Annotated in this window: 12 protein-coding genes; 3 read left to right on the top strand and 9 right to left on the bottom strand. The window is 68.1% G+C overall.

Annotated elements, in window-relative coordinates:
- Positions 1-17: 17 nt before the first annotated feature.
- From ACFYOP_RS23290 to ACFYOP_RS23265, 6 genes are all read right to left on the bottom strand, one after another.
- Positions 18-557, bottom strand: a complete 540-nt coding sequence (locus tag ACFYOP_RS23290) for a hypothetical protein (RefSeq protein ID WP_356895442.1) — start codon at positions 555-557, stop codon at positions 18-20.
- 159 nt (positions 558-716) lie between these two features.
- Positions 717-1475: a succinate dehydrogenase iron-sulfur subunit gene (locus ACFYOP_RS23285; protein WP_356895444.1), complete on the bottom strand. Its 759-nt coding sequence runs from the start codon at positions 1473-1475 to the stop codon at positions 717-719.
- Complete coding sequence (gene sdhA / locus ACFYOP_RS23280) at positions 1475-3229, bottom strand: succinate dehydrogenase flavoprotein subunit (RefSeq protein ID WP_356895446.1); 1755 nt, start codon at positions 3227-3229, stop codon at positions 1475-1477. Before sdhA ends, ACFYOP_RS23285 begins: the two co-directional genes overlap by 1 nt.
- 24 nt (positions 3230-3253) lie before the next feature.
- Positions 3254-3730, bottom strand: coding sequence for a succinate dehydrogenase hydrophobic membrane anchor subunit (locus ACFYOP_RS23275; protein ID WP_005313119.1), 477 nt, complete (start codon positions 3728-3730; stop codon positions 3254-3256).
- A gap of 8 nt (positions 3731-3738) precedes the next feature.
- Entirely contained in the window at positions 3739-4119 is a 381-nt protein-coding gene (gene sdhC / locus ACFYOP_RS23270; protein ID WP_264246720.1) for a succinate dehydrogenase, cytochrome b556 subunit, read from the bottom strand.
- A gap of 202 nt (positions 4120-4321) precedes the next feature.
- On the bottom strand, positions 4322-4918 hold the full coding sequence (locus tag ACFYOP_RS23265; protein ID WP_388452735.1) for a 2-oxo-4-hydroxy-4-carboxy-5-ureidoimidazoline decarboxylase: 597 nt from the start codon (positions 4916-4918) through the stop codon (positions 4322-4324).
- 191 nt (positions 4919-5109) lie between these two features.
- Between ACFYOP_RS23265 and ACFYOP_RS23260 the strand changes: the two genes are divergently transcribed.
- Positions 5110-6711 carry a glycoside hydrolase family 20 protein gene (locus ACFYOP_RS23260; protein ID WP_356895449.1) on the top strand — a complete coding sequence of 534 codons (1602 nt, stop codon included), beginning with the start codon at positions 5110-5112 and terminating at the stop codon, positions 6709-6711.
- A 38-nt stretch (positions 6712-6749) separates the two neighbouring features.
- On the opposite strand, the gene ACFYOP_RS23255 is transcribed toward ACFYOP_RS23260, so the two are convergent.
- The gene (locus ACFYOP_RS23255) at positions 6750-7178 is read right to left on the bottom strand and encodes a type II toxin-antitoxin system VapC family toxin (RefSeq protein WP_356895451.1); all 429 of its coding nucleotides are present in this window, start codon (positions 7176-7178) and stop codon (positions 6750-6752) included.
- Positions 7179-7633: 455 nt separating this feature from the next.
- Between ACFYOP_RS23255 and ACFYOP_RS23250 the strand changes: the two genes are divergently transcribed.
- Positions 7634-8194 carry a hypothetical protein gene (locus tag ACFYOP_RS23250; protein ID WP_356895453.1) on the top strand — a complete coding sequence of 187 codons (561 nt, stop codon included), beginning with the start codon at positions 7634-7636 and terminating at the stop codon, positions 8192-8194.
- Positions 8195-8352: 158 nt separating this feature from the next.
- Here the strand turns inward: ACFYOP_RS23250 and ACFYOP_RS23245 are convergent, their stop codons facing one another.
- A complete protein-coding gene (locus ACFYOP_RS23245; protein ID WP_356895455.1) occupies positions 8353-8649 on the bottom strand; it encodes a hypothetical protein in 297 nt (98 codons plus the stop codon).
- Between the two features lie 121 nt (positions 8650-8770).
- Positions 8771-9265, bottom strand: a complete 495-nt coding sequence (locus ACFYOP_RS23240; RefSeq protein WP_356895457.1) for a hypothetical protein — start codon at positions 9263-9265, stop codon at positions 8771-8773.
- Positions 9266-9676: 411 nt separating this feature from the next.
- On the opposite strand from ACFYOP_RS23240, the gene ACFYOP_RS23235 reads away from it, so the two are divergent.
- Positions 9677-18382, top strand: coding sequence for a DNRLRE domain-containing protein (locus ACFYOP_RS23235; RefSeq protein ID WP_356895459.1), 8706 nt, complete (start codon positions 9677-9679; stop codon positions 18380-18382).
- Positions 18383-18409 lie beyond the last annotated feature (27 nt).

Here is an 18409-nt window from a genome sequence, read left to right as displayed (position 1 = left end):
GCCCCGCCCGGCGGGAGCTACATGCTGCTCAGCGACCGCGCGTAGTTGATCTGGCCCATCACCATCTGGAACGTCTCCGGGCGGTGCGCGGGGATCATCGTCGAGTGGTGCTTGCCGCCGTTGGTCACCGTCACCTGGATGTAGCCCGCGGTCGTCTTCTCCTTGATCAGCAGGAAGAACAGGCTCAGCAGACAGAAGACGGCGAAGACGATCGCGAGCACGATCGCGTACGTCGGGATCTTCTCCTCGGTGCGGGACAGGTCCGTGGCGTTCCACACGGCGGCCTTCAGCGGCAGCGTGCCGGCGGGGGTGACGATCGAGTCCTGCAGGACCATGATGTCGCCGATCGCGACCAGCGGCTGCCCGCCCATCGCCATCGGCGGCACCGGCACCGGGACGCCGGCGGGCTGCGTGTGCGCGTAGGCCGGGGTCTGGTCGTGGGGGTAGCCGTAGCCCGGCGCGGCGGCGGGGTAGCCGTAGGCCGGAGTACCGGGCGGCTGGGTCGGTCCCCACTCGTACTCGGGCTCGCCGTCCTGGTAAGGGTTGGGCGTCGTCATGTTCTCGTCCCCGCTTTCCCGCTGCCTCGGATGGGGCGCGTCCTCCGATCCTGCCAGGTGCGCCGGAGCAGGTGAAGCCCGATCCGGCATACGGGGGAGCCCCGGCTCCACCGTGGGAGCCGGGGCTCTTGACGCCGTGTCACATGAGGGGCGGCGGGGTCAGAAGCGACGCGTGATCAGGGCGCGCTTCACTTCCTGGATCGCCTTGGTGACCTCGATACCGCGCGGGCAGGCGTCCGTGCAGTTGAACGTGGTGCGGCAACGCCACACGCCGTCCTTGTCGTTGAGGATCTCCAGGCGCTGCTCCCCGGCCTCGTCGCGCGAGTCGAAGATGAAGCGGTGCGCGTTGACGATCGCCGCCGGGCCGAAGTACTGGCCGTCGTTCCAGAACACCGGGCACGAGGACGTGCACGCGGCGCACAGGATGCACTTGGTGGTGTCGTCGAAGCGCTCGCGGTCCTCGGCGGACTGCAGACGCTCACGCGTCGGCTCGTTGCCGTTCGTGATCAGGAAGGGCATCACGTCGCGGTACGCCTGGAAGAACGGCTCCATGTCCACGACCAGGTCCTTGAGGACCGTCAGGCCCTTGATGGCCTCGACCGTGATGGGCTTCTCCGGGTTGATGTCCTTGATCAGCGTCTTGCAGGCGAGCCTGTTCTTGCCGTTGATCCGCATCGCGTCGGAGCCGCAGATGCCGTGCGCGCACGAGCGGCGGAAGGTGAGCGAGCCGTCGACATCCCACTTGATCTTGTGGAGGGCGTCGAGGACGCGCTCCTTGGGGTCGATCTCGATCTGGAAGTCCTCCCAGACCGCGTGCTCCGACACCTCGGGGTTGAAGCGGCGGATCCGGAAGGTGGCGGTGATGTACGGGGAGTCGGCGAAGCCGGCTTCCCGCTTCTCCAGGGTCGGGGCAGTCATCAGTACTTACGCTCCATCGGCTGGTAGCGGGTCTGGACGACCGGCTTGTAGTCGAGACGGATCGACTGGGAGCCGTCGTCGCCCACCTCGCGGTACGCCATGGTGTGGCGCATGAAGTTGACGTCGTCGCGGTTCGGGAAGTCCTCGCGGTAGTGACCGCCGCGGGACTCCTTGCGGGCGAGCGCGGAGACGGCCATGACCTCCGCCAGGTCGAGCAGGTTGCCCAGCTCGATGGCCTCCAGCAGGTCCGTGTTGAACCGCTTGCCCTTGTCCTGGACGGACACGTTGAGGTAGCGCTCGCGCAGCTCGGCGATCTTCTCGACCGCGGTCTTGATCGTCTGCTCGGTGCGGAACACCATCACGTTGGCGTCCATCGTCTCCTGGAGCTCCTTGCGGAGGACGGAGACCCGCTCGGAGCCGGTGGAGCCCAGCAGCCGCTCGACCTGCTCGGCGACGAACGACGCCGGGTCCTCGGGCAGGTCGACGTAGTCGACGGTGGCCGAGTAGTCGGCGGCGGCGATGCCGGCGCGCTTGCCGAAGACGTTGATGTCCAGCAGCGAGTTGGTGCCGAGGCGGTTGGCGCCGTGCACCGAGACGCAGGCGACCTCGCCGGCGGCGTACAGGCCGGGCACGACCGTGGTGTTGTCCATGAGGACCTCACCCTGGACGTTGGTCGGGATGCCGCCCATGGCGTAGTGCGCGGTCGGCTGGATCGGGATCGGGTCCGTGTAGGGCTCGATGCCGAGGTACGTACGCGCGAACTCGGTGATGTCCGGGAGCTTGGCGTCCAGCTGCTCCGGCGGCAGGTGGGTCAGGTCCAGGAAGACGTGGTCACCCTCGGGGCCGCAGCCGCGGCCCTCGCGGATCTCCGTGTAGATGGAGCGGGAGACGACGTCACGGGACGCGAGGTCCTTCATGACCGGCGCGTACTTCTCCATGAAGCGCTCGCCGTCCTTGTTGCGGAGGATGCCGCCCTCGCCGCGGGCGCCCTCCGTCAGCAGGATGCCCATGCGCCAGATGCCCGTCGGGTGGAACTGGAAGAACTCCATGTCCTCCAGCGGCAGGCCGCGGCGGTAGCAGGCGGCCTGGCCGTCACCGGTCAGGGTGTGCGCGTTGGACGTCACCTTGAAGAACTTGCCGGTGCCCCCGGACGCGTAGATCACGGCCTTCGCCTGGAAGACGTGGATCTCGCCCGTGGCCAGCTCGTAGGCGACCACGCCGGACGACTTCTTGACGCCGTCGACCTCGGTGATCAGCTGGTCCAGGACGTAGAACTCGTTGAAGAACTCCACGCCCTCCTTGACGCAGTTCTGGTACAGCGTCTGGAGGATCATGTGGCCGGTGCGGTCCGCGGCATAGCAGGACCGGCGGACCGGCGCCTCGCCGTGGTTGCGGGAGTGGCCGCCGAAGCGGCGCTGGTCGATGGTGCCGCCCGGGGTCCGGTTGAACGGCAGGCCCATCTTCTCCAGGTCGAGGACGGCGTCGATGGCCTCCTTCGCCAGGATCTCGGCGGCGTCCTGGTCGACCAGGTAGTCACCGCCCTTGACCGTGTCGAAGGTGTGCCACTCCCAGTTGTCCTCCTCCACGTTGGCCAGCGCGGCGGCCATGCCGCCCTGCGCGGCGCCCGTGTGGGAGCGGGTCGGGTAGAGCTTCGTCAGCACGGCGGTGCGGCTGCGCTTCGTCGACTCGATGGCGGCGCGCATACCGGCGCCGCCGGCCCCGACGATGACGGTGTCGTACTTGTGGATCTTCATGGGTGGATTACCTCAGCCCCGTGCCTAGCGGATGTTCGGGTCGAAGGTGAAGATCACCAGCGTGCCCAGAAGGATGGTGAACACCGTGGCGGTGTACAGCAGGCCCTTGAGCCACAGACGCGTGTTCGGGCGCTCCGCGTAGTCGTTGATGACCGTGCGGAGGCCGTTGGCGCCGTGCAGCATGGCCAGCCACAGCATCAGCAGGTCCCAGGTCTGCCAGAACGGGGACGCCCAGCGGCCCGCCACGAAGGCGAAGCCGATCTTGGAGACGCCGCCGTCGAGCACCAGCTGGATCAGCAGGTGGCCGATGACCAGGACGACGAGGACCACGCCGGACAGGCGCATGAACAGCCATGCGGCCATCTCGAAGTTCCCGCGTGTCGACCGCGGGGTCTTCTTGGTGCGCTTGCGCGGGGCCTCGATGAGCGGGGCCGGGTTGTCCACATCGTAGAGGTGTGCACCCTCGACGGGACCGACGGCGGAAGTGGTGTCAGCGGACATTTCTGGCCTCAGCTCCCGAAGACTTCGCGGACGGCGTGGCCGAGCACGGGGTAAAGGGCGCCCACCATCAGTACGAACCAGACGGCCATCACGGACCAGAGCATCTGCTTCTGGTAGCGCGGGCCCTTGGACCAGAAGTCCACGGCGATGACGCGCAGGCCGTTGAGCGCGTGGAAGAGGATCGCGGCCACGAGGCCGTACTCCAGCAGCGCGACGATGGGCGTCTTGTAGGTGGCGACGACCTCGTCGTACGCCTCAGGAGAGACGCGGACGAGAGCGGTGTCCAGCACATGTACGAACAGGAAGAAGAAAATGAGGACGCCGGTGACTCGGTGAGCCACCCAGGACCACATTCCTTCCCGGCCGCGGTACAGCGTTCCAGCCGGCACGGAAGAACCCTCCGGGAGCGGGGATTGGGGCCATGCCGGCTTGTGGGTGTCGGTCTGGCCCGGCCGGGTACGGTCCACCGGCCCTGGCCATCGTAGCGACGTGTTGTCGGTTCGTTCGCGCGGGGTCCACAGGTGTGATCAAACAGGCAATCAATCAGCCTCGTACGGACCAGTCCCCGCGGCCCCGCCGGGGCGCGCCGGGCTACCGGCCGGCGGGGTCCGGGGTGTCGCTCTCCGACTGGTCGGCCATGGCGTGCGCCAGGCGGGAGCGGACCAGGGCCCGCAGTTCCTCGGCCGAAATCGCCCGCTCCTCGTCCGGCTCGTGGGAAAGTCTGCTCCGGATCCCGGCCAGTACCTGGTCCAGACACTCGTCGCGCCCGTACGCGTCGAGGCAGATGACGAACGCATGCCCGAATTTGGCCTCGTATGCCGTGTGCGCGGCGTCGAGCGCGGTGTGGGCGGCCTGCGGGGCGCTCGGCGGCAGTCCGGTGGACCGCTCGCCGGCCAGCACCGCGTGGACGTCGGCGGGGCTGAGGTCGTATCCGGCCTCGTCGCAGCCGGCGAGCAGGGACTCGAGGTCGGGGTAGGGCCGGTGCTCGACCACGCGGCGGGCCCAGCGGCGGCTGCCGCAGCAGGCGAGGACGATCGCCTCCGCGGCGTCGGCCGGAGCGCTGTTGAAGTGCTCGAGGCCCGGCTGCGCGCGACGCTGGGACGGTATGGCAGAAGGGGCGGCGGCGCTCCGGGTGTGGTGGAGTGTCGGCGGTCGCTGCGGGAGGCCGGCGTGGGATTCGCTGGTCAGCGGGGGCTCCTCGAAGGCAGCGGGGCGGTAGGGAAGGGAGAGAAGGGTGTGTCGTAACGCTATCGACCAGGACGCGAAGCTGTCCGACGGATGCGCGAATTTCACCCGAACGGGAGAGTTTGATCCGAGGTAGTGGACAAAGAAGGGGGAGCTTGTACGGGAATTCACCGCTTATGGGAGGTATCAGACCGATGTGGCTCTCTCGCAGGATTCGCCTGACCGGTGCGATAACCGCCACGGCCGCCGTCTTCTCCATGACGCTGGCCGGCTGCTCCGATGAAGGCGCCCCCGAACCGGGCAGCGCGCCACCGGACCGGGCGGGCACCACATCGGAGGCCGCCGCCCCGAGCCCGAGTCCCACCCGCACTTATCCGATGTCCGAGGAACCCGCGACCATCCCCTCGGTCCGCGCCCACCAGGCCGCCCGCGGCCCCGGCTGGAGCCGGACCGGCGACAGCGGCGTCGTCGTCGCCAAGGGCAGCGAGGCCCTGTCCGACGAGGGCAGGCTGCTCGCCCAGGAACTGAAGCTCACCTACCGCGGCACGGTCGCCGCCCGGGCCGGCGACGTGGAGCTGGCCCTCGCCGGTGACGGCGCCGCCGAGTCGTACACGCTGACCACCGGCGGCGGCCGGGTACGGATCACCGGCCCGGACGAGGCCGGCGTCTTCTACGGCACCCGCACCCTGAAGCAGGCGGTGCGCTCGGGCGGCTCGATGCCCGAGGGCGTCGTACGCGACCGGCCCGACCGCCCCCAGCGGGGACTGAACCTCGACATCGCGCGCAAGCACTTCACCGCCGGGTGGATCGAGGACCGGCTGCGCGAGATGGCCGACCTCAAACTCAACCAGCTCGGCCTGCACTTCTCCGACGACCAGGCCTTCCGCATCGAGTCCGACTCGCACCCCGAGGTCGTCTCCGAGCAGCACCTCACCAAGGACGAGGTCCGCCGGATCCTGGCGCTCGCCGAGCGTCTGCACATCACCGTCTTCGGCGAGATCGACTCCCCGGGACACCTGGGCGCCGTGCTGCGGGCTCATCCGCAGCTCCAGCTCCGCAACACCCAGGGAACGCCCAGGCGGGGCGCCATCGACATCTCCCGGCCCGACGCCGCCCGCATCGTCGACGACCTGCTGCGCGAGTACGCGGCGCTCTTCCCGGGCGCCTGGTTCCACGTCGGCGCCGACGAGTACCAGGCCCTGACGGTGAGCGACCCGGCCGCCTCCTACCCGCAGCTCGCCCGCGCCGCCGCGCAGAAGCACGGCGCCGGAGCCACCATCGAGGACCTGGCGGAGGGCTGGCTGAACGACCGCGCCGCCGTCGTCCGCGAGGCGAAGAAGACCCCCAAGGCGTGGAACGACGGCTTCTTCCGCGGCGGGAATGTCACCGTCGACAAGAGCGTCGAGGTCGAGTACTGGACCGGCAAGGAGATCGGGGCCCGTCCGCCGGTCGAGTACCTGGCCGAGGGCCGGCGGGTGGTGAACCTCAACGACGAGTTCCTCTACTACGTGCTCGGCGAGCCCAACCAGTTCACCTACCCGACGGGCCGCCGCATCTACGAGCAGTGGACCCCCCTGGTGCTGCGCGGCACCGAGGCGGTGCCGGAGAAGTACTCCGCCCAGATCCTGGGCGGCCGCTTCGCCGTCTGGTGCGACCTGGCGAACGCCCAGACCCAGGACCAGGTCGCGTCCGGCATCCGCCGCCCGCTGCAGGCGACGGCCCAGAAACTGTGGGACCCGCGGCAGCCGGAGCGGAGCTGGCAGTCGTTCGACGAACTGGCGCGAAAGCTGGGCTGACCCGGGTCGACATCGGGGTGGTCCTCTGCCGGAGCGGTTCAGCCGCTTCCGGCAGAGGGCAGGGTCTTCTCGTCGAACACCTCGACCGCGCACTTGGCCTGCCCCCGCGCCCCGTCCCTGAGGCGTCCGCCGCTGGTCACCAGCGGTACGTCGAAACCTTCGGCGAGTGCCGCGTACGTGGCGTCGTAGGCGGAGAGGTTGCTGGAGAGCTCCCGCACGCGGGGGAGCAGTGGCACATGCTCGAGCCTGCGCATCGGGAGAACGGCCAACGCGGCGAGCGCGTCGTCCAGTTCCGGGCCGGTCAGCTTCCCGCCGCGGTGTCGCCCGAGCAACGCCGAGGTCACCTCCACGTCGATCAGGCAGGGGCCGAGCAGTCGCTCGCCCTGCACCCGGTCGCGCAGGGCCTCGCCCACGGGGCCCGAGTCGGCCAGGAGCATCACGAGCGCTCCGGCGTCGATGACGATCACTCGTGGCGCCTTCCGCGGTCGATGTCGCCCAGCACCTCGTCGGTGGAGAGACGAGCACAGCCGGCATTCTGCTGGCAGATGGGCGCGGGCTGCTCGGCGCGCGACGAGTACGGCGACGAGAGGGGAAGGTCTCGGTGACGGTTGCCCGAGGACGGCGGCGGGCTGCACCGGGGGTGCCGAAACGGCGGGTGCGGTGTGCTGCGCGCCGACGGTCGCGGTGTGAGTCCGCCCGGGGGTGTGCGGGCTCACACCGCGGTCACGTCAGGACGGGCCAACAGCGCGCTCCGCGGGGCCAGTTCCTGTGAAGGGAACGTAACAGAGCGGTGGCGCGACCGTGTGCGAACGCTCGACGTCAACGGTAACGTTCCGGCCACGCTGTGACGCATTCGAGCCAACGAACGCAGTAGAGACAGGTACAAGGGCAAAGTACTGCGTCCGTGACGGAAGGCGTCCGTATGACCTCCAACAGCCTGACGGCCCTGATCGCACAAGCGGATGAGCGGGCACTGGCCGCGAGTGGGCTCGCGTGTCTGGACCGCTGTCTGCCGGTGCTCGCCGCGGAGGACGACACCCTGCGCTCGCTCTGGGCGGGACTCGCCGACGGCGAGGAGAGCTGGGCCGGCGAACTCGCGGCCGTGCGCCAGGCCATGGAGGCGATGCCCGCCGCCGACGAGGACGCCGCCCTGGTCCGCCGGATGCTCGGCGCCGCTCCCTCCGACTGGGCCGCGGGGCCCCTGCGCGAGTGGGCGGACGGCTGCTCCCTCGCCGCCCTCGAGGTGCACCGCCGACTCGACGCGGGCGGCTGCGGGCCCGACGCCCTGGAACGCTGCCGCGAGGGCGAAGCGGAGGGCGCCGGGCCGCTGCTGTCCGGGGAGTTGCGGCGGCAGGCGCAGATACTGGAGATGCTCGCGGAACCGGCCGGCGGCAACGGGCTGCGCCACGCGCTCGAGGTGTCGGTGGAGGGCCGCCGCGTGCTGCGCGCCGCGGTCTCGCGCCGGGCGCGCGTCACCGGCTGAGTCCCGCGCGCGTACGAGAGGGCGGCCGCCCCCACCGCGGGGGCGGGAGACGGCCGTCGGGGGTTCAGCGCGTCGCGTACACCGACGCGCCCGCCGTGCGGCGGATCTCCGGCAGGGCCGAGTAGAGCGTGGCGCCCGAGCAGAGCGTGGCGAAGCCGTCACGGTGCCCGGAAATGGTGTTGAGCGTGGCCTTCTCGCCGGTCCGGTAGACCCCGGTGTCGCCCGCCGCGGGTGCGTATCTGCGCGCTGCCCTCGAAGTCGTCGGCGCTGTCGTCCCAGGAGACGCCGACGAGGGAGAAGAGCTGCGTCTCGGTACGCGACAGCTCCCGCTTCCCGGTGTCCTTGCCGTCCGGTGCCAGCGTGTGGGCCTTCACCGGGCGGGAGTCGTCGCGGGCGCCGGCCTCCTCGGAGCCGGTGACGGCCACGGCCGTCACCCCGGAGGCCCCGAGGACCACGGCTCCCGTCGCCGGCCAGATGGCGCGATTCGTGTTGCTCGCCCGCCGTGCGCGGTCCCTCTCGGACTCATGCCATCGCTCGTGAACTTGTACGCGCGTGCCGTGCGCCTCGATCAGCCGATCAGTTGTCTGTGGCGGGCAGTTCGCCCGCGCAGGTGGCGCGGCCGAACTCGCCCGTGGCGGTGGCGCGCTGGACGTGTTCGCCGCGGATGGCGAGCGTGCAGGCGGCCCGGCCGCCCTTCTCGCCCAGGACGACGGCCACGGTCGGCGCCTCGCCCAGCGGCACCTGGACCGTCTTCTTCCAGGGGAGTTCGGCGTCCCGGACGACGGTCGCCGCACCGTCCTCGCCGCGGCCGAGGTACGAGATCTCGACCGGGCCCTCGCCGGTGACCTCGTACGTCACCTCGGCGGCCGGCGTGGCGGGGGAGGGCTTCGGCCCGTCCTGCGTGTTGAGCACGCCGTAGCCGACCAGGCCGCCACAGGCGAGCAGCAGGACGGCGGCGATCATCAAGCCCGCCCGGCCGCCGCCCTTCTCCGCGTTCTTGTTCGCCGCCTCTGCATCCTCGGTCTGCTCGTCCTTCATTTCCGCGACGGCCGTTTTCTGGCCGGTCTTCATCGTTTCTGTCACCTCCACTTCCGCGGTTTCCGTGTCCGGCGTTCCGGCGGACTCCGCCGTCGGCTCCGCGCTTTCCGTGGATTCCTTGGATGACATGAAAGGGGACCGGCTTTCGGTGAGTCGGATCAATGTCGAAGTGGTCGAACCGGGCGGTTATACACCACAGGGAGCGCACCGCGCGAGCGATCGGACAAAAGGGGTGGAGTGGGGGTGTTTCCCGGGTCGGGTTGCCCCTGAATGTCCGTGGGGTTGACGGTGCGTCACCCGCATGGTCAATAATCCGCTGCCGCTTCCATGAGCTGGGGTTTCTCTGCTCGCGGACGGCGGTGCAGTCATGCTCCAGGCCGGGCGGAATTCCTCGCTCCGGCTCGTTCGGCGTGCCCGCTTCCGCCTCTGCGCCGGCGGCCGCCGATGTCGAAAGGTAACGACGTGAAGGTGCCATACGGGAGATACATCTCCTGTCTGGTGGTCGCGGCGGTGGCAGGCACACTGCTTCCGCAGGTCGCATACGCGGCCCCGCCATCAGAGCCCGGCAAGGACGACGGCAAGGGAATTGTCGACACCGTCGCCGGGTGGTTCGAAGATGACGCAGAGGATAGCGAAAAGCCGCCCTCGTACGGTAATCGAGGAATAGCCGACCGGCAGAAGCTCGCCCCGGGAAAGAATGATCCGAAGGCGAAGCGGGTCAAGGAACTGACCTCCCGCCGGACGCCCTCCGCGCGCTTCTGGCAGCTCTCCGACGGCCGGGTCGAGGCCGAACTGTCGGCCGCGCCGACCTCGTACCAGGACCCGGCCTCCAAGTCGTGGAAGGCCATCGACCCCCAGGTCCGGGCGGTCAGGGCCAAGGGCTTCGACTTCGCCAACACGGCGAACACGGGCCGCAGCTGGTTCGGCTCCGACGCGGAGAGGCTGCTGCGTTTCGAGACGGCCGACGGCGACCGGTCGGTCACCCTCGGCCTTCAGGGCGCGGGCGGGAAGCTGAAGCCCGAGGCCAAGGGCGCCACCGTCACCTACAAGGGGGCGTCGAACGGCGCCGATCTCTCCTACCAGGTCGGTCCCGGCCGGGTGAAGGAGAACATCACCCTGGCGCAGCGCCCGGCCGGTCCGGTGAAGTTCACCTTCACCCTGGACACGCAGGGCCTGACGCCCAAGGCCCGCAAGGACGGGTCCATCGCCTTCTTCGGCGAACTGCCGAACACCCCGGTGCTGGTCATTCCGGCCCCGTACATGACCGACGCCAAGAAGTCGGCCTCCTCGCCGTACGGGTACGAGTACACCGCGTCCGTCACGCAGAAGCTCGCCCGTGACGGCGACGGCTGGAAGCTGACCGTCACTCCGGACGCGAAGTGGCTGGCGGCGAAGGAGCGCCAGTACCCGGTGGTGATCGATCCGACGATCACCATCGCGCCCTCGCCGTCCGGTTCGCAGGACACCATGGTCCTGTCCGACTCGGCCGCGACGAACTTCAACTCGTCGTGGAAGCTGTCGGTGGGCAAGACCTCCAGCAGCGCGCAGTCCCGTTCGCTGCTGAAGTTCCCGCTGGACGAGATCCCGGCCGGGGTGAAGGTCGACGGGGCGCGGCTCGGCGTCTACTTCGACCAGTCGCACACCACCAACGGCGACGACGTCCCCATCGCGGCGCACCGGGCGACCGGGGCGTGGGACGAGTCGACGGCGACCTGGGCCAACACCTCCGGACTGCTGGGCGAGCTGTCCGGCACCAGCGTGCAGGCCGACGACGGGGACGCGGGCACGACGGCCGCGACCGGCGCCTGGCCGGCGTCCGGCTCGACGCTGACCCAGTACGCGATCGGGCAGGACTACCACTACAACAAGGACTCGGTCGCCGGGGACACCTACACCTGGCAGCCGAAGGTCACCGACACCGCCACCTACCGGGTCGACGTCCACTACGTGGCGGCCACCGACCGGGCCACCAACGCCCCGTACACGGTGACCCACCGCGACGGCAGCCAGACGTTCACCGTCGACCAGACGGCCGGCACCAACGGCGTGTGGACCTCGCTGAACGGCGGCAAGCAGCTGCCGTTCACCAAGGGCACCGTCGGCAAGGTCGTCCTCGGCGACGGGCCCGCCTCCACCTCGACCGCCGTCATCGCGGACGCGGTGCGCCTGGTGAACCCCGCCCAGATCGTCAAGAACAAGGGCGAGTACAACCAGTGGCACGAGTTCCCGGTCGCCGACACCGTGCAGAAGTGGGTGAACGGCACCGCGAACCACGGCTTCATCCTCAAGGCCGCGGACGAGTCGTCGACCGGTCCGCTCGGCGGCCCCCGCTACGAGTCCGGTGACGGCTACTACGGCGGCGAGACCGCGAGCATCCCGCGCCTGACCGTGACCTGGGGCCGCGTCGGCACCGCACTCGACTCGCCGACCGTGGTGCACTCCACCGGTCCCGAGCTGCACTGGCCGGCGTACAAGAACACCGGCGGCGCCGCGGGCGCGGACATCGTCGAGTACCAGCTGCACCGCTCGACGCGGCAGGACTTCACGCCGTCCGCGGCGACTCTGATCGCGCCGATCGACAAGAGCGTCACCGCGTACACCGACACCACCGCGGTCCCCACCCCCGACTCGAGCTCCAGCGAGATCGGAAAGTCGTACTACTACCAGATCGCGGTCAAGACCGAGGACGGCGACCTGCTCGGGTCCCCGACCCGGGTCGTGGGCATCCCCAAGGCCGGCCGCACGATGAAGATCATCCAGGGCAGCCAGGGCGGCGTCACCGACACCACCCTCTCCTCCGCCCAGCCGACCACCAACCAGGACACCATCCAGTCCTGGGGCGTCGGCCAGAAGTGGCTGAGCGTCGGCAACAACTCCGGCACCTACGGCAAGACCCGCGCCGTGCTGAAGTTCCCCACCAGCGACATCCCGGCCACCGCCACGGTGCTCGACAACCGGATGTACATGTGGGGCGCCGAGACCACCACGGACAGCAGCGGAGCGATCTACGAACTCCACGCCCTGACCCGCGACTTCTCCGAGACCCAGGCCACCTGGAACAACGCCACCTCCACCACCGCCTGGACCAGCCCCGGCGGTGACATGTCCGCCGCCGTCTCCGACACCGTGGCCAACATGTCCGACGTCGGCCGCCACTGGTGGGACGCCACCAGCCTGATGCAGAGCTGGGTGAAGACCCCGGCCGGCAACAAGGGCGTCGCGGTCAAGCTGAAGGACGAGTCCTCCACCGGACCGCAGGAACGCTCCCTGTTCCTGTCCGCGGAGGCCGCCGACCCGCAGCTGCGCCCGTACATGCAGGTCATCTACGTCGACTCGACCACCCAGTCGACGTACTACGCGCCCACCACCCCGTCCCGGATGACCCCGAACACCACCTACACGGTGGACTTCACGGTCACCAACACCACGTCCTCGGCGTGGGCTGCGGGTGAGCGGGAGCTGTCCTACACCTGGAAGCTCCCCGACGGCACGGACGTGACGACGGGCGGCAACCAGCTCGCCACCCCGATCCCGGCCCTGCTTCCGGGCAAGTCGGCCACCATCCAGGCCCAGGTCTCGACCCCGATCAACTCGGACTCCGGCAACAAGCGGAACGAGTACGTCCTCGGCTGGGACGTCCGCAAGGTCGCGGACGGCACCTGGCTGTCGGCGGGCACGGGCGGCATCCCGGCGCTGAAGCAGAACGTGGCGGTCGAGGACCCGACGTCGAACCAGCTCGGCCTGGAGAAGTTCTACTCCTACACGGGCAAGAACACCGGCGCCGGCTCGACGGTGATGAACAACCTGGCATCGGGCAACAGCGTCTGGTCGTACAACGCGTTCACGAACCCGGGCCGTGGCCTGAGCACCTTCGCCCGGTTCGCGTACAACTCGCAGGACACCTCGGACACGGTCGCCGGTCACGGCTGGTCGTTCCAGGCGGCCGGGCCGATCCGGCTCGGGGCGCCGCTGGACTTCCACCCCAACCCGAATCCGACGGAGATCCGTCTCCCAGACGGGGACGGCACGTCGCATGTCTTCCGCAAGCGGGAGGACGGCACCTGGAAGGCCCCGGCGGGCGTCCACTACAAGGTCGAGATGAAGCCGGGCCTGGACTGCAAGCCGTCCGCCGACCCGGTCCCGGACGCCTGGACGCTCACCCGCCCGGACGGGACGCGTTTCCTTTTCGGCTGCGACGGCTACATGACGTCCACGGTCGACAAGAACGGCAACACGCAGACGTTCACCTACGAGGAGCGCAGGTCCAACAACAAGCCGACCAAGTTCCTGAAGTACATCACGGACCCGGCCGGCCGTCAGTCGCTCACCGTCGACTACTACAACAGGCATGACGCGTCCTACGAGTACATCGACGACACGGGCGCGAAGGTCTCCGGCTCGAACCTGACCAACTCCAAGATCTACGACCACGTGAAGTCCATGACGGACATCTCGGGCCGCAAGATCGCCTTCTACTACACGGAGAAGGGTCTGCTGGGTCAGTTCACCGACGGTGCGGGCTCCGGCCAGCCGAAGGACTTCACGTTCACCTACGACGCCACGCAGGGGAACAAGAACGTCAAGCTGGTCAAGGCAACCGACCCGCGCGGGAACGGTACGTCGCTGGCGTACTACTACCCGAAGGAGGGTGACGACCCGAAGTACCACTGGTGGACGCAAGAGATTACCGACCGTCTGCAGGGCGCCACGGGCTTCGCCTACGCCGCGAACGCCACGAACCCCAAGTTCACGGACGCCAGGGTCACCGACGCCGAGAACCACGCCACGGCCTATGTGACGGATGACTTCGGCCGCCCGGTGCAGACCACCAACGCCAAGTCCGAGACGACGAAGATGTCGTGGGACGCGGACAACAACGTCACGTACCTGGAGGAAGCCAACGGCGCCAAGACCGCGTACTGCTACGACCAGAAGACGGGCTACCCGCTCTGGCAGCGCGACGCGGAGAACAACAAGGCCGGCGTCCCGCCGTCCTCGGACTGCGCGCCGGGCACCTACCCGGCCAATGCGTCCAAGTACGAGTACCAGACGCGTCTGGACGGCTACTCGGCGGACCTGCTTCGGAAGACCTCTCCGGAGGGCCGTGCCTGGGAGTTCGGCTATGACTCGTTCGGCAACCTGAAGACGGTCACTGACCCGAAGGGTGTGGCCACGACCACGGTCGCCGGTGACTATACGACGTCGTACGAGTACGACGCCTACGGTCAGATGACCAAGGCGACCGACGCCAACGGCAACCCGACGACGAACAGCGGTTTCGGGCCGACCGGATACCCGGCGACCATCACGGACGCGCTGAACAAGTCCACGGCCTTCGTCTACGACGAGCGGGGCCAGGTCACCGAGGTCACCGACGCCCTGGGCAAGAAGACCACGCAGACGTACGACACGTTCGGCCGCCTGCTGGTCAACACCGTGCCCAAGGACCAGGCAGCCGGTGAGCTGATCACGACGCCGGCGCCTGAGTACGACGCCAACGACAACGTCACCACGTCCACGGCGCCCAACGGCGCGGTGTCCACGGCTGTGTACGACGCCACCGACCAGATTGTCTCGGCAACGGCGCCCAAGGACACTGCCACGTCGGACGAGCGCAAGTCGACGTACACATACGACAAGGTCGGCAACGTCATATCGACCACCGAGCCCAAGGGAACGCTGACCACAACCGACCCGAACGACTACATCACCACCCACCACTACGATGAGATCTACCAGCTCGCCTCGGTCGTCAACGCGGCCGGTGACATGCTCTCGTACGAGTACGACAACGTCGGCAACGTCACCACGGTCATCGATCCGAAAAAGAACGCGACCGCTGACACCACCGACTACACCACCAAGACCGCCTACGACCTGAACCACCGGGTTACCACGGTCACAGACGCGGCTGGCAAGACCACGTCGCGGGCGTACGACAAGGACTCGCTCGTCGTCTCGACGACGGATGGGGAGAACAACACCACGACCGTCACTTACGACGAGCGCGGCAAGCAGACCGAGGTCAAGGTCCCGCACTCCGGCACCACCTCGATCACATACCGCACGACGAAGTACGAGTATGACCAGGTCGGCAACGCCACACGGGTGATCAGCCCGCGAGGTGTGGGGACGGCCAACGCGGATGACTTCGCTTCCCGGACCGAGTACGACGCGTTGAACCGTCCGGTCAAGCAGTTCCAGCCGTACGACCCGAACGACACCCGCTACAACAGCCCGAATGTCTATACCGAGACGGTGTACGACGCGGTGGGCCGGGTGGCGAAGTCCTCGCTGCCGCCGTCGGAGGGCCAGACGGTCCGCAACGACACGACCTTCAGCTACTTCGACAACGGCTGGGTGAAGTCGTCCACGGACCCGTGGGACATCTCCACCACGTACGACTACAACGACCTGGGCCAGCAGACCGCCCGGACGCTCACCTCGGCCGGCGGTTCCTCGAACCGCACCATGAGCTGGTCGTACTTCCCGGACGGCAAGCTCAAGTCGAAGTCCGACGACGGTGTACCGGTCGGCAAGAACGTCGTCCTGGTCGACAACTCCGACACCCAGAACACCGCATCGACCGGCACCTGGACGAAGGGAGACGCCGAAGGCCAGCAGAACTACGACCACGCCACCCACGCAGCAGGCACCGGTACGGATGCCTTCACTTGGACGCTGAACATCCCGGCGGACGGCACGTACGACGTGTACGTGAAGTACCCGCAGGTCAGCGGTGCCGCCACGGCGGCGAAGTACACCCTCACCCATTCCACGGGCACGGTCGACAAGACGGTCGACCAGACGGCCTCCGCAGGGGCCTGGGTCCCGCTGGGGTCGTACGCCTTCACACAGGGGAACGCGGCCAAGCTGGCGCTGTTCGAGAACGGTGACGGGAAGGTGGTCGCCGACGGTGTGAAGCTGGTACGGGACAACTCGGCCGACATCGACACCGAGAAGAACACCTTCACCTACGCCTACGACGCCAACGGCAACCTGACGTCGATCGACGACTCCTCCGCGGGCTCCGACACCGACGCGTACACGGTCGCCTACACGGGCCTCAACCAGGTTCAGAAGGTGATCGAGGCGCTGGCCGGCCAGGAACAGAAGGCCACGTCGTACACGTACGACGCCAACGGCCGGCCGGAAACGGTCACCCACCCCGACCAGTTCTCGAAGTACACGTACGACCTGCGTGAACTGGTCAAGACGGTCTCGGTCGGCAAGACCGCGACGGACACGGACCCGAAGGTGACGTCGTACACCTACACCGCCCGTGGTCAGACGCTGAAGGAGACCAAGGACAACGGCAACATCGTCGACTACACCTATTACCTCGACGGTGCCTTGAAGACCGCGGTGGAGAACAAGGGCAACGGCACCCTCGTCGCCTCGCACACCTACGCCTACGACCCCAACGGGAACAAGGCGCAGGACGTGGCGAAGAAGATGAACGCCGACGACCACGCGGCGTACCTCGAGTCCACCACCGACTACACCTACGATCCGGTCGATCGGCTCGCCAAGTCGGCGAAGACCGGCAACGGTGTGGGCACGGACACCTACGTCCACGACGACAACGCCAACGTCATCAGCCAGACGGTAAAGGGCACGTCCACCACCTACACCTATGACCGTAACCGGCTGCTGACGGCGACTACGTCGGGCGTCACGGCGAACCACAACTACGACCCGTTCGGCCGCCAGGAGTCCGTCACTTCCGGTGGCGAGGTGATGTCGCGGAGCGTGTACGACGGCTTCGACCATGTCGTAGAGTCCCAGAAGTTGGACGACACGGGGGCGATCAAGTCCACGACGTACACCTTCGACCCGCTCGACCGCACATCGTCGAAGACGGCGGACGGAAAGACGACCGACTTCACCTACCTGGGACTGTCCGGCGAGGTGCTGAGCGAAGAGGTCGCCGGCCAGCTCACCAAGTCCTACCAGTACAGCCCGTGGGGCCAGCGCCTCTCCCAGGTTAAGCACAACACCGACGGGACGACGGAGGACGGCTACTACAGCTACAACAGCCACACAGACGTCGAAACCCTCACCGGAAACACGGGTGACACCAAGGCCACCTACGGCTACACCGCCTACGGCAAGGACGACCAGTCCGAGTTCACCGGTCTCGACAAGCCCGACGCCGCCGACCCGACGAAGGAGGCATACAACCCCTATCGCTTCAACGCCAAGCGTTGGGACGCCCAGTCCGGCACCTACGACATGGGCTTCCGCGACTACAACCCGGGTCTGAACCGCTTCACCACCCGGGACATGTACAACGGTGCACTCGCAGACATGGGACTCGGCGCGGACCCCTACACGAGTAACCGGTACGCCTTCACGGGTGGCAACCCCACCAGCTTCATCGAACGCGATGGGCATCTGCCGTGCGCGGACGGCATAAAGGACGTCTGCGGTGGGACCACAGCGTCCGGGATTCCTCTCATCGCCGGGGCCACTCAGAGTTCCGGGGCCACCACGCAGCGGGAGGGTCGTTCGGGTGAGGACATGGCGGCGGACCGGATCCGGCACAACGCCGCGGTCGAAGCCATGGCGGCCTTTCTGCGGGCCCAGTGGTCGCAGAACCCCAATGTGCAGGTGCTCACCGAGTACTACATACCCGGCGCGCAGCGCAAGAACGGCTATGGCGGCCGAGCCGACATCGTCATGATCTTCGAGGACGACATCTACGTATGGGAGATGAAGTCCGCCAAGACGGCCGAGGCGGACGGTCCCGCGACGCTGGACCGCTACATCAACGCGATGAACAAGATCGAGCGCAAGAAGCCGTTTGGCCGGGTCGTGCAGCGGGGGTGGGAGCTTCCGCAGGTAGCGACCATTGATCCGTTGAACCCCAAGCAGCAACTGGTGGCGCAGTCGACCCGGACGCGAACGGGTTCCAAGCGCACAGGAGAGGAGTACAAGGGGGTGGTCGGCTGGTGGACACGTAAGCAGCAGCCCAGGGGCAAGTCCCCGCGGGGAATGGAACCTGTAACCGTGCCAGCGCCGTTGACGGTTCAGGCCTGGCAGCCAACGCCGGAGCAGCAAAGGAATATCCAGTGGGGCGCCATTCTGGCGGGGACGCTCTATGTGTTCGGGAAGATGCTGACCGACCCCACCGGGCTCTCAGGATGAGCCAGGACCTGACATTGCCCTGTCCTG

The sequence above is a fragment of the Streptomyces sp. NPDC006294 genome, assembly GCF_042870895.1.
Classification (GTDB): Bacteria; Actinomycetota; Actinomycetes; order Streptomycetales; family Streptomycetaceae; genus Streptomyces.
This window is presented reverse-complemented; position numbering and strand designations above follow the sequence as displayed.

Bases quoted from the DNA above. Each gene is read 5' to 3' on its own strand.
- ACFYOP_RS23240 (WP_356895457.1), bottom strand. From the start codon at position 9,265: ATGAAGACCGGCCAGAAAACGGCCGTCGCGGAAATGAAGGACGAGCAG.
- ACFYOP_RS23290 (WP_356895442.1), bottom strand. From the start codon at position 557: ATGACGACGCCCAACCCTTACCAGGACGGCGAGCCCGAGTACGAGTGG.
- ACFYOP_RS23250 (WP_356895453.1), top strand. From the start codon at position 7,634: ATGACCTCCAACAGCCTGACGGCCCTGATCGCACAAGCGGATGAGCGG.
- ACFYOP_RS23260 (WP_356895449.1), top strand. From the start codon at position 5,110: ATGTGGCTCTCTCGCAGGATTCGCCTGACCGGTGCGATAACCGCCACG.
- ACFYOP_RS23275 (WP_005313119.1), bottom strand. From the start codon at position 3,730: ATGTCCGCTGACACCACTTCCGCCGTCGGTCCCGTCGAGGGTGCACAC.
- ACFYOP_RS23285 (WP_356895444.1), bottom strand. From the start codon at position 1,475: ATGACTGCCCCGACCCTGGAGAAGCGGGAAGCCGGCTTCGCCGACTCC.
- sdhA (WP_356895446.1), bottom strand. From the start codon at position 3,229: ATGAAGATCCACAAGTACGACACCGTCATCGTCGGGGCCGGCGGCGCC.
- ACFYOP_RS23235 (WP_356895459.1), top strand. From the start codon at position 9,677: ATGTCGAAAGGTAACGACGTGAAGGTGCCATACGGGAGATACATCTCC.